General features: G+C 34.0%; 13 protein-coding genes and 2 pseudogenes. 7 read left to right on the forward strand and 8 right to left on the reverse strand.

Features of this window, described 5'->3' with window-relative positions:
• Positions 1-33 precede the first annotated feature (33 nt).
• Positions 34-884 (reverse strand): annotated as a pseudogene (locus AAGD95_RS01680) (IS982 family transposase).
• A gap of 262 nt (positions 885-1,146) precedes the next feature.
• A complete protein-coding gene (locus tag AAGD95_RS01685; protein WP_341818666.1) occupies positions 1,147-1,287 on the reverse strand; it encodes a hypothetical protein in 141 nt (46 codons plus the stop codon).
• Positions 1,288-1,302: 15 nt separating this feature from the next.
• Here AAGD95_RS01685 and AAGD95_RS01690 point away from each other — a divergent pair.
• Positions 1,303-2,153, forward strand: a pseudogene (locus tag AAGD95_RS01690) (IS982 family transposase).
• Between the two features lie 53 nt (positions 2,154-2,206).
• On the opposite strand, the gene AAGD95_RS01695 reads toward AAGD95_RS01690, so the two are convergent.
• Together AAGD95_RS01695 and AAGD95_RS01700 are read right to left on the reverse strand one after the other, a co-directional pair.
• Entirely contained in the window at positions 2,207-3,163 is a 957-nt protein-coding gene (locus AAGD95_RS01695) for an IS5 family transposase (protein ID WP_341818621.1), read from the reverse strand.
• 70 nt (positions 3,164-3,233) lie between these two features.
• Positions 3,234-4,067 (reverse strand): hypothetical protein, encoded by an 834-nt coding sequence (locus AAGD95_RS01700; protein ID WP_341818667.1) that lies wholly within the window; start codon positions 4,065-4,067, stop codon positions 3,234-3,236.
• A gap of 129 nt (positions 4,068-4,196) precedes the next feature.
• On the opposite strand from AAGD95_RS01700, the gene der reads away from it, so the two are divergent.
• Positions 4,197-5,522, forward strand: coding sequence for a ribosome biogenesis GTPase Der (gene der / locus AAGD95_RS01705; RefSeq protein ID WP_341818668.1), 1,326 nt, complete (start codon positions 4,197-4,199; stop codon positions 5,520-5,522).
• A gap of 10 nt (positions 5,523-5,532) precedes the next feature.
• Here the strand turns inward: der and AAGD95_RS01710 are convergent, their stop codons facing one another.
• Positions 5,533-5,667 carry a hypothetical protein gene (locus tag AAGD95_RS01710; RefSeq protein ID WP_341818890.1) on the reverse strand — a complete coding sequence of 45 codons (135 nt, stop codon included), beginning with the start codon at positions 5,665-5,667 and terminating at the stop codon, positions 5,533-5,535.
• On the opposite strand from AAGD95_RS01710, the gene AAGD95_RS01715 reads away from it, so the two are divergent.
• The 4 genes from AAGD95_RS01715 to AAGD95_RS01730 all read left to right on the forward strand — a co-directional run bounded on the left by AAGD95_RS01715 (position 5,621) and on the right by AAGD95_RS01730 (position 8,589).
• Entirely contained in the window at positions 5,621-6,040 is a 420-nt protein-coding gene (locus AAGD95_RS01715; RefSeq protein WP_341818880.1) for a disulfide bond formation protein B, read from the forward strand. The genes AAGD95_RS01710 and AAGD95_RS01715 overlap by 47 nt on opposite strands.
• The gene (locus AAGD95_RS01720) at positions 6,015-6,557 is read left to right on the forward strand and encodes a demethoxyubiquinone hydroxylase family protein (protein ID WP_341818669.1); all 543 of its coding nucleotides are present in this window, start codon (positions 6,015-6,017) and stop codon (positions 6,555-6,557) included. Before AAGD95_RS01715 ends, AAGD95_RS01720 begins: the two co-directional genes overlap by 26 nt.
• A 442-nt stretch (positions 6,558-6,999) precedes the next feature.
• Positions 7,000-7,980, forward strand: coding sequence for a phospho-N-acetylmuramoyl-pentapeptide-transferase (gene mraY / locus AAGD95_RS01725; RefSeq protein ID WP_341818881.1), 981 nt, complete (start codon positions 7,000-7,002; stop codon positions 7,978-7,980).
• Between the two features lie 6 nt (positions 7,981-7,986).
• Entirely contained in the window at positions 7,987-8,589 is a 603-nt protein-coding gene (locus tag AAGD95_RS01730; protein WP_341818670.1) for a ribonuclease HII, read from the forward strand.
• Positions 8,590-8,593: 4 nt separating this feature from the next.
• On the opposite strand, the gene virB9 is transcribed toward AAGD95_RS01730, so the two are convergent.
• The 3 genes from virB9 to AAGD95_RS01745 all read right to left on the reverse strand — a co-directional run bounded on the left by virB9 (position 8,594) and on the right by AAGD95_RS01745 (position 10,336).
• The gene (virB9, locus tag AAGD95_RS01735; RefSeq protein WP_265026132.1) at positions 8,594-9,376 is read right to left on the reverse strand and encodes a P-type conjugative transfer protein VirB9; all 783 of its coding nucleotides are present in this window, start codon (positions 9,374-9,376) and stop codon (positions 8,594-8,596) included.
• A gap of 187 nt (positions 9,377-9,563) precedes the next feature.
• A complete protein-coding gene (locus tag AAGD95_RS01740; RefSeq protein ID WP_341818671.1) occupies positions 9,564-10,019 on the reverse strand; it encodes an outer membrane lipid asymmetry maintenance protein MlaD in 456 nt (151 codons plus the stop codon).
• Positions 10,020-10,021: 2 nt separating this feature from the next.
• Complete coding sequence (locus AAGD95_RS01745; RefSeq protein WP_341818672.1) at positions 10,022-10,336, reverse strand: NADH-ubiquinone oxidoreductase subunit NDUFA12 family protein; 315 nt, start codon at positions 10,334-10,336, stop codon at positions 10,022-10,024.
• 64 nt (positions 10,337-10,400) lie between these two features.
• Here AAGD95_RS01745 and AAGD95_RS01750 point away from each other — a divergent pair, with 64 nt between their 5' ends.
• Positions 10,401-11,867, forward strand: a complete 1,467-nt coding sequence (locus tag AAGD95_RS01750) for a proton-conducting transporter membrane subunit (protein WP_341818673.1) — start codon at positions 10,401-10,403, stop codon at positions 11,865-11,867.
• Positions 11,868-11,908: the final 41 nt, after the last annotated feature.

Here is an 11,908-nt window from a genome sequence, read left to right on the forward strand (position 1 = left end):
GAGTCATTACAACCTTTTAACGCGAATTCTGGATTAAGGAAGGAAGAAAGTATAGGAAATAGAAGGCTTTTTGGATTTGATGGAATAGGAAATGAGAGTAGAAAAGATATGAACCAAAAAATTAACAGGGGATCTATGGCGAGTGTGTTCAATTTCTAGTCTATTTTTTAGGTAACCAAAAACAGTCTCAATGATAGACCTTTTTCTCAGTAAAATCTTCTCATTTAGCGAAATCAATGCATTTTTCATACCTTTTTTCACCTTGGTAACAAGTTTCAAACCTCGGTCAAACAGCTTCTGAAAAAGCTCTTTTGCAATATAACCTTTGTCACCAAACAAAAGGCCGGTTAATTTTTCCGTCAGATTTGGCACAGGCATCCTATCATCAACATTGCCTTTTGTTAGCGTAAGTGCATGAATTTCACCATTTTCATTGATTACCATATGTAATTTGAAACCAAAAAACCAGCCGTAAGTACTCTTGCTTAATTTTGCAATTCCAGCAAAAACTTTGTTTTGGATATTCTTTTTGCATGACAAACTGCAATGGGAGTTGTGTCTATATATGAAATTCCAGTGTTTTCTGACTGTCCACAAAGCCAATGCAACAACATTGCTAAATGCCACAAAACCCTAGGCTTTAGAGCAACAAACCTGGTATATGAAGGCAACTTTGGAAACTCTGATTTGTAGAGCAACGTTAGGTAATGTAGATAGAAAGTTTTGAAATTTTTACACGGAGATTGTTGATATAGCAGGATTATTGTCATGATTTCGGAGTGCTCAATTTCCGTTGTTCTTGTGGGTTTTTTACCATTTGGCAGTAGCTTACCTGCAAAATTTTTCTCTATATCTCTGCAAAAATCATCGACCAAACAAAACAGTTTGTTATATCTTCCATGGTTAACCTCATCTGTTTTTTTATAACTGCTGAGTTTACCCTGTTTTCTTGCCTTTTCTATTCTCCTTTAATCCAGAATTCGCGTTTATAGTAGAAAGAGATAATAAATTTTATTGTATACAGTGTCCAGAAGCAAGCATTGTGATTCCTGCAAAATTCCTGAGTAATCCAGAATTTCAAAATTTAGATGGAGCATTAAAGATCGGGAAAGGAGATGATGTAATACGAATACAAGATGGAAAATATCATGATATAAAGGGCAGATTCCAGATGACTTTTCCAATAAGCAACAGTGAAAAACGCGAATTCTGGATTAAAGGAGAATAGAAAAGGCAAGAAAACAGGGTAAACTCAGCAGTTATAAAAAAACAGATGAGGTTAACCATGGAAGATATAACAAACTGTTTTGTTTGGTCGATGATTTTTGCAGAGATATAGAGAAAAATTTTGCAGGTAAGCTACTGCCAAATGGTAAAAAACCCACAAGAACAACGGAAATTGAGCACTCCGAAATCATGACAATAATCCTGCTATATCAACAATCTCCGTGTAAAAATTTCAAAACTTTCTATCTACATTACCTAACGTTGCTCTACAAATCAGAGTTTCCAAAGTTGCCTTCATATACCAGGTTTGTTGCTCTAAAGCCTAGGGTTTTGTGGCATTTAGCAATGTTGTTGCATTGGCTTTGTGGACAGTCAGAAAACACTGGAATTTCATATATAGACACAACTCCCATTGCAGTTTGTCATGCAAAAAGAATATCCAAAACAAAGTTTTTGCTGGAATTGCAAAATTAAGCAAGAGTACTTACGGCTGGTTTTTTGGTTTCAAATTACATATGGTAATCAATGAAAATGGTGAAATTCATTCACTTACGCTAACAAAAGGCAATGTTGATGATAGGATACCTGTGCCAAATCTGACGGAAAAATTAACCGGCCTTTTGTTTGGTGACAAAGGTTATATTGCAAAAGAGCTTTTTCAGAAGCTGTTTGACCGAGGTTTGAAACTTGTTACCAAGGTGAAAAAAGGTATGAAAAATGCATTGATTTCGCTAAATGAGAAGATTTTACTGAGAAAAAGGTCTATCATTGAGACTGTTTTTGGTTACCTAAAAAATAGACTAGAAATTGAACACACTCGCCATAGATCCCCTGTTAATTTTTTGGTTCATATCTTTTCTACTCTCATTTCCTATTCCATCAAATCCAAAAAGCCTTCTATTTCCTATACTTTCTTCCTTCCTTAATCCAGAATGGCTTTGTTGCATAGCACCTTAAGCAGTGATGGTTTACGACAAATTTATGTAATGATTTCAAATTTATCCATACCAATATCAGTGAATTTGTTGAGCAAATAGCACTTAATTAGTAATTCTTTTTCACGATTTACTTCAGATTTATTCCTAAAGCTAAATCCAAATACTTGCTTCAACCTTGAGAAAAATCCTTCTATGTAAGATCTCTTTCCATAAATTGCTTCCTTTTTCCACTCTTTTACACCATCTTGTCCATATAATTTTATTAACCTAATAGCAGCATTTCTGTCAGACATATAATCTATTTTTGAATGTTCTGCTGCATCCTTTTTTGGTAGAACTTTTGTCTTTATATCGTATTTCTTACACAATTTATAAAGTTTGTGCCTATCGTATGCCCTATCTGCATATAATGCTTTTATTTTGTGCTGAAAATTAACTTCTTCAAGCAAATCGCAAGCTCCATAGTGGTCAGAGTAGAAGCCATTACTGTATCTTGCAGCTATAGCTTTTTTACTATTTACACTTAACATAACATGTAACTTTCTTACTTGCTCGTAGCTTCGGTACTTTCTATCTGCACTGTTTTCCTTACTGTGGCCAGGAGTGTTACTGTAAATGCTGATACTTGTGCTATCTATGATAATTTCAATATTTTCCATGTTGCTTTTATCAACCCTGCAATCATTTATCTTAATATTAAGTTTTTTAAACCTTCTTGATGCTTGTGAATAGCTGATAACTGCCAAATTTTTTCCTATTTGTTGCAGATATCCTTTTATAAACCCCACCGTTTGTCTTAAACCAATTCTAAAAAGATTGACAATTATATGCACCAAAATTACGACTTTATCACTGTAAATATAGTTGCCGCCCTGCATTTTTGGACTATTTTCATACCAATTTTCGATAGCTTCATCGATGTAACGAAAAATATTTCCCCTTTTTTCAAGGAATTTGTTATATTCGTTTTGGTTACTGACTTTCATTTTCTGTGGCATATTTTTTCTTCAACAGTTAAATGGTTATTTATAATGAATTTTGTCAGTAGCCACCAGATTTTTTCGGTTGCTATGCAACAAAGCCATCCAGAATTCGCGTTATAACATCTTTTATCACATTTTCTTCTCCATCTTTTTCAATGCCCTCACATACAATTTGTTTTAGATTTGATAAATAGCTGGTATGTTTTTCCAGTAGACTTGTTGGCAATAACTTCAAAGCTTCCTCACTCATATAAGTGCCTGTTGAAACTAGATCGGACATTTTTGATGAAAGAAGATCTAGTTGATATCTTTCATAAGTGGACAACTCTTGTGTTTTTAGGATATATAAGTTGCGCACCAAAAAATCTATTAATGATGTATTCTCAGAGAACGCATAACATGGCATGCCAAACATTATCTTTTTGTCTTTTCCAAGTGCTATGAGCTCTAGCGATTCCTTTATCATTCCCTCTGCAACTGTCTCATCGCTATACAAGTGTAAGGTGCTAGCTTGACGTCTTGTGCTCAATAATGTACTCAAGGTATTTTCACGTATACATTCATCAACTTGTTTATACATTGTTATGTCTGATTGAGATGCGTTCGTCGCTTCTAACGCTTTAGGCTCACCTTCACCATCTTCTATTATAAAAGCTTTATTTAGTATATTGTGATCAAGTGTATCTTCTATTATAAAAGTTTTATTTAATACATTGTGATCAAGTGTATCTTCATCCTCAGGCTTATCCATATCCTTTATATATTCTGGTTTGTATGATACATTGAGTGTATCTTCAGACTCATCTACATCTTCATCATCTATGATCTTATCTTCAAAACCCTTGTAACTACCTGGAGAACCACAATACCCCTCATCTATCGAATCTGGATTATGCTTTTGTATACCTTGACCTACCATATATCTCCCTACTTGACATAATAAAACAAGAAATTCTAGTTATAGTATGCTAGCGTGATCTATAAAGTCAATAGTTAAATTGCAAGATTTCGGTTATAATTTACTGTGTATAGAAGGTGCTCTTAAATTATGCTAAAAATCGCTATAGTAGGCCTACCAAATGCTGGTAAATCAACTATTTTTAATAGATTGGTGGGAAGAAAAGCAGCGGTGGTCAGCAATATTCCAGGGGTTACACGAGATAGAAGAGAAGGAATAGGCAGAATTAGCGATTTAGAGTTTAAAGTTATAGATACAGGAGGATGGAACGACCAAACTAGTTTTTCACTGCAAGTTATTGAGCAAATAGAATTTTCTTTATTGAGTGCAGATGTCATTTTCTTTCTTGTTGACGCAAAAGTGCAAAATGAGCAAAACAAAGAACTTGCAAAGTGGCTGAAGAGAAAAATGAATAAATCTGTAATCCTCATAGCAAATAAATGCGAGAGTCATAAGTCTGAAAATGTTGATTATTTGCAGTTTTTTGATTTTATAGGCCCGGTATACATCTCTGCCGAACATAATCTTGGTATGGTTGATCTTTATGATGCACTAGCTGGTGTTATTGAAGATTTAAATGAGGACACTGAACTACTTGAAAATGAATCCAGCAGACTTAGAATTGCAATCATCGGTCGTCCAAATGTCGGAAAATCAACTTTTTTAAACAGCTTGCTTACAGAAAACAGAGTAATAGTGAATTCAGAGCCAGGCACAACACGTGATTCTTTAGATATTGTATACGATCATAATGGAAAGCTAATTACTCTCATCGATACCGCAGGAATCCGCAGAAAGGCTAATGTTACAGATAAATTAGAATCAAGATTTGTTGAGAAAAGCTTAGAATCAATAAAGCGCTCTCATGTGGTAGTTTTAATGCTAGACTCCCTACTTGGTATTGAGCAGCAGGATTTATCAATTGGTGAAGCTGCAATCAAAGGAGGAAAGGGGATTATCGTTGTTTTAAATAAGTGGGATTTAATAAATAAAGATGACAGAAGTAAATTAATAAAATTTGTCAAACAACAGGAAGTGACTCGGTTATTCTTGGGAGTGCCAACTATAACAATTTCTGCGTTAAAAGGTATGCGCTGCGGTGATGTGGTAGATAAGTGTCTTGAAGTGAGTGAATCTTTGAACAAGAAAGTCAGCACTGCAAAACTGAATAAGTGGCTAATTGAAGCTTTAGATAGGCACTCTCACCCGCTTGTAAAAGGCAAAGCAGTTAAAATGAAGTATATCGCTCAAATTGGTACTAAACCTCCAGCTTTTTCTTTGATATGTAACATACCTGAAAGTGTTGATGAAAGTTACAAACGCTATTTAATTAATGATCTTAGAAAAAATTTCTTTGCTGAAGGCGTGCCAGTCAGATTACTTTTGAAAAAAAATAAAAATCCCTATGCAAAATGAATACTCTGCTTTATACTTTCAGGGATAATTTACTTAAAGTTATGTGTAATAACTCCAGAATTCCTACAGTCTTTCTGCTATCAAGTGCTTTTGCTCTAATTTTTGCATATGTGCTAGAATATTTTTTCAACATGCTGCCATGCAAGTTATGTACATACGAGCGAATAGTTTACTATATCGCCGGATTACTTGCAGTAGCGTGCATGCTTAAAAACAACAAAATTCTAATCTATGCAATGTTTTGCAGTTATCTCGTAGGTGCAATAATATCTTTTTACCATGTAGGCCTTGAACTTCATTGGTTTCATGACATTTTAGGATGCACAGAGCAAGTAAGTAGTAACGCTAGTGTAGAAGAGTTAAGAAATAATCTGTTAAACCCTAATTACTCTCCATCTTGTGACAGACCTCATTACGTTCTAGGTGTTTCCCTAGCAACATGGAATCTAATTTATCTCATAGTAGCTCTGTTCGTATCAGGTAAAGTGTATTGTGGAGAAAGAAAGAAATCTAAATAATTTAAGGTGCAGCAACAATCAGTTCTTGCAACAGGCAATTAGAGTAAATCATGCTGGAGAATATGGAGCTATTTGTATTTATTCTGGTCAAAAATTTATTCTTAAAAAATCTTCTATAATCAATGAAATAATTGAAATGGAAGAGCAGGAAAAAAAGCATTTTCACTATTTTAATGAGAAAATTAAAGAGCAAAAAGTTCGTCCTACTGTTTTGTTGCCAGTTTGGCGTGTTTTAGGAGTGTCACTTGGCGTTGCAACTGCCATTATGGGCAAAAAAGCTGCTATGGCTTGCACTGCTGCAGTTGAAGAAGTTATAGGGGAGCACTACAGAGAGCAAGTTTCACATTTAGAAGATGGAGAATTAAAAGAAACTATAAGTAAATTTCGTGACGAGGAGTTAGAGCACAGAGATATTGCAATTCAGCACAATGCTGAAAGCGCATTTGGCTACAACATTTTATCTTCATTCATAAAAACAGGCTGCAAAGCTGCTATTTACTTGTCCAAGTTAATTTAACTAAGCAGCTTTCTTAAAGTGTTTTTAATGTTCTGATGACAACAGAAACCAGGAAGAAATTCAAGTGTAACAGTTACTTTATAACTATATTTACATATCACCATTATTAATAAATAATTAGTATTTGTAAATTAACTACATCCAGAGTATAGATTACTAAAGAGGGATAAAAGTGCGTTTTAATTTAGAACCAGGAGATACTGCTTGTGATGGTAGAAGTAAGCTCGTAGCTGTCAAAATAAATAACGAAGAAAGAATTAACTTACCTTTCACATCTTACATTTTCGATAAGGATCATTTTGTCATATCTAACTTTAGACACAATCCGATGAACGGCGTACTAACCAATTTATCTCAAGGACTACAATTAAAGCTAGAAAAAGCAGGAGATGATTATTGACCTTACCCAGATGGTATGATACTTAGTCAATTAAATAAGCAGATGATCTTAGCTACAAAAATATTTTTTACCTCATTTGTTTTTGGATTTATTCTTTTTCCCTATTTTATAAAGCTTCTAAAAAAAATAAGTAAAGATGGGCAACCAATTAGATCATGTGGACCAGAAAGTCATTTAATAACAAAAAAGAATGTACCACCTATGGGCGGAATAATAATACTGATTTCTTCTTTATTACCAATTTTACTCTGGGCTCAGTTAACACCAGAAATCTTGCTGCTGATATTGACAACTCTATTTTTTGCTCTACTTGGATTTATTGATGATTATTTAAAATTGAAGACAAATCACTATCGAGGTTTAAGTGCAAAAACCAAAATACTTATTCAGTTTATTGTAACTCTGGTTAGTATGTCTATACTTAAGCTATACTCTGCTGAAGGTTTTACAAAAATGTTCCTATTTAAAGGAATAATAATCGACTTTGGCTATCTATATGTTCCGTTTGCTGCGTTTGTAATTGTCGGCTCTTCTAATGCTGTGAATCTCACAGATGGTTTGGATGGCCTTGCTGCAACTCAAGTCATCACTTCCTTTGCTTTTTTGGGGCTAATTGCATACATAACTCAAGCAGATATGAATATTACTTTATTCTGCATTGCATTTATAGGAGCTATTCTAAGTTTTTTGTGGTTTAACACACATCCAGCAAAAATATTTATGGGTGATGTTGGTAGCTTGTCGGTAGGCGCAGCTTTAGGGTTAACTAGTGTCCTAATTAAAAGAGAAATGCTTTTTGCCGTTATTGGAATAATCTTTGTAATAGAGACTCTATCTGTAATTATTCAGATATCATATTTTAAATATACAAAGTTTAAATATGGAAAAGGAAAAAGAGTTTTTCTTATGGCACCAATACATCATCACTTTGAAAAGAAGGGATGGTCAGAAAATGTAATCGTTATGAAATTTTGGATAATTTCTATTATCTGTTCAGTTTTTACTATAACTTTCTTATTATAAAAACCTATGAAATACCCAGACTTTACATTAGAAAATAAATTATCAGGAGTGATAGCAGGAGTGGATGAAGTTGGAAGAGGTCCGCTAGCTGGTCCAGTAATATCCGCAGCCGTAGTGTTTATTGATAGAAATACAATTATTGATGGAATCAACGACTCGAAAAAGTTGACTCCTCAATGTAGGCAAGTCCTATATGAAAAAATAACATCCGTTGCAAAATTTGGTATAGGAATGGCAAGCGTAGAAGAAATAAATTCATACAATATCTTGCAAGCAACAAAACTTTCAATGAAACGTGCGTTAATAGACTTGGACCTAGAATTAGATTATGTGCTAGTTGATGGTAATCAACCACCTGAAGTGAAATGGCAAGTGAAATCCATAGTAAATGGTGATAATTTGAGTACATCAATTGCAGCAGCTTCAATCGTTGCAAAAGTTACGAGAGATCGGCTTATGCAAGAATTGAACAATAAGCATCCTGAATATAATTGGTATAAAAATAAAGGATATGGGACAAAAGAGCACCTTAACGCTATTGGCCTTTATGGAATTACAGAACACCATAGAAAAATTTTGCACCCATATCTCGGGCATTATAGCCTTTAATCACTCACCCTTTTTTGAAAGGCGCATTTTCATTAAATAGGCAAACTGTACTTGATCCATTCCTTAAGGTAAACACTGAACTCACCCTTTCGATTATCAGGTAGTCGTCAACTGTACGGAAGTTTACTAAAGACTCATACCCTGCAGAATCAACCATAAAAACTGCCGGGAAATCAGAGTTTATTTTATTGAATTGCAGATATGTAAATTTTCCATCATCAAAAACCTTAATTGGTATTATTGACTGACTGCCTTTAACGTGCGAGATGGAATAATTAAAATTTAATCCCTTCTTTACAACTTCAATGTCGTTTATATCAGGAATAATGTTATGACTAGCTTGTTCGAAGATATCACCGTTATTTGTTGTGTAAATCTCATCACTGCTAAATAGTGGATAAAGAAACCTTACTTCATATGCTAATCTTGGATCATCTAGTCCAGTTGCTTCTTCAGCATGAAGCTCAAAGTAATAAACTCTTTTATTGGTAATTATAGTTGCGTTAGTATCGGCAATATCATCTATAGGCTTAATAAACAATCTGTTACCTTGAGGAAGGAGTTGCCAACCAGTTGAATCACCCATTGAAAGGTTTTGTATTACCTCCCCTGGTTCAAACAATATGCTGGATTGATAACCATAAAAACCCGTATACTTATGTATAGCCTGTGGGTTATAATTTATCACCTTTATGTGATCATCTCCAGCTATTGAACGTGGCTCCTGTTTTGCAAGTGCATCACTACCACAGAGGAACAACAGTACGGCAAACAGTAAACCAATCATAATATCAAAATAAATTAATCTTCATTTTATCATTGATAGACATGCACTGCAACTGTTAAGCTATACTATAAACCCCAATTATAGGTTAGCGAGCGGTAGAAAAGGCAAGAAATAAGGCAAACTCCTTAAATACTTTAGAACTACAGGAGGCTTCACCTAAACGGATATACTTGGAATCCTGCCATTTTCACTTCGTAAACATACCAATAATTTTGTCCATTATTCCACCCATATTTGCTTCAGCTTGAGTATGCTCTATTTTACCACCATTCAAAATTAGTTTAGCATCTGACCCAGGTGATATATTAACAAATTTACTACCAACAACTCCACTGCTAGTGATCAGAGCTGAACTATCAATTGGCAATTTTATGTCTCTGCTTATACACATATCGATTCGTGCTACGTAGGTAGCTTTATCAAGTGATACAACAGTTATGCTTCCAACGTCCACACCAGAGATCTTGACACTATCACCAACTCCTATACCGTTAGCGTTAGCAAAAAGACCATATATTTTATTGCAATCCTTATAGTTTTTCTTTATGTAAGATAGCTTATCAATAGCAAAGAAAATCAGAAAAATAGTAAAAATTAATACAAATAATCCAGCGGTTATTTCAAGTATATTTGACCTTCGCATCTTTAGTTATCAGGACTCCAGCTTTTATAGTAATTTTTCACTTTTTGGTTTGGATAGTATGCATCTTTTGTACCCGTTAAATTAGGAGTATGTTTTACTTTTCTTTTTTTATTATTAACTGGTACTACATTATCAGTATAGTGAAGCCATATATGCCATTCCGGAGACACTGTTGTAGGCTCAGAGACACTGCTATATATAACCCACCTTTTCCCTTTACTTGATTCATAGTAAGAATTTCCATTTTCATCTCTTCCTACAAATTTATCTTCTCTTCGTAATAGGCGTTTTATTGCATTACAAACTTTAGATAACATAAGGGTATTAAAACAAAAAGTATTATATATACTAATACTTTAACGATATATTAACAATAATTTAATGCAATTACCAATTTTACAAGTTATTATACCAATAATTGCATCAATGTTTTGCTTTCTTGCCAAGAAACACAAGGTGTCTTGGTTCATTTCTTTTATTGCAACAACAATCACTCTTATCATTTCATCGATACTACTCATTAAAACATATAAAGGCGAGATTATAACTTATCACCTTGGAAATTGGGCTCCTCCGTACGGCATAGAGTTAAGAATCGACGTGTTAAACTCCTTGATTCTAACTTTGGTGAATTTTATAGCACTGATTAGTGTGCTTTATAGCTTTTATATTAACGAAAAAGAAATTAGCAAAAACAAAATCACTGGTTTTTACTCTCTATTTCTGTTGTGCTTAAGCGGACTATTCGGAATTTTAGTAACAAACGACATATTCAATCTTTATGTTTTTTTGGAAATTTCATCTCTTTCTTCTTATGTATTAGTTTCAATGGGAAGGGATAAAAAAGCTCTAGTTGCAGCATTTGAATATCTAATTAGTGGAACAATAGGCGCAACATTTTATTTATTTGGCATCGGGCTTTTGTACTCCATGACAGGAACGCTCAATATGTCTGACATGGCTGAGAGAATAGTGCCATTATACGATAATAACATCATGAGACTTGGCACATTGTTCATTTTTGTTGGTCTCTCAATCAAAATGGCACTATTTCCATTAAGCAGGTGGCTGGTTAATGCATATAGTGAGGCACCAAGTTTCATTAGCATATTCTTTTCAGGCACAGTAACTAAAGTGATGATATATGTTTTCATCAGAATCTTTTATACCATTTTCCAACAAAATTTTTTCTTGTTTAAGCCGCTGTTGGACAATGTGATAATTATCCTCGCACTTTGCGCTATTGTATTTGGGTCGATATTTGCAATAACCGCAAAAGACATAAAAAGACTGTTTGCTCACTCTAGTATTAGCCAAATTGGTTATATAATTTTAGCACTGAGTTTTAACTCAAAAACAGGTGTATTTGCAGCAATTCTTCACATAGTAAACCACAGCATAATAAAAACATCTTTATTCATGGCTGCAGGATGTATTTCTTACAAATTTGATACAACAAAAATAGAGAATTTATCGGTACTCAAGGAATCAATGCCTTATACAGCACTTGCGTTCACTCTACTCAGTTTAGCATTAATCGGTGTGCCTTTAACAAATGGCTTTGTAAGCAAGTGGTATATAATGAAAGCAATTATCGAATCTCATGCGTGGATTTCCCTTGTAACATTTGCTGCTGGCTCTTTCCTTGCATTGATATATATGTGGAAGATGGTAGAGAAAATGTATTTTGAAGATGATGCAACGTCACGCACTGGAATGACACCGGACAAAATTAATGATGTGCCATTTCCTATGCTTTTCTGTCTATTATTTATGGCAGCTTTAACAGTAGTAACTGGAATATATAGCACTTCAATTCGGTTAGTAGTTGAGAAGTTGGTTTTTTGATTTTTATCTTTGTTTCATATTTTACTATACTTTAAGGTTAT

Source organism: Wolbachia endosymbiont (group B) of Ennomos erosarius, assembly GCF_964026905.1.
In the GTDB taxonomy this organism is placed as follows: Bacteria; Pseudomonadota; Alphaproteobacteria; order Rickettsiales; family Anaplasmataceae; genus Wolbachia.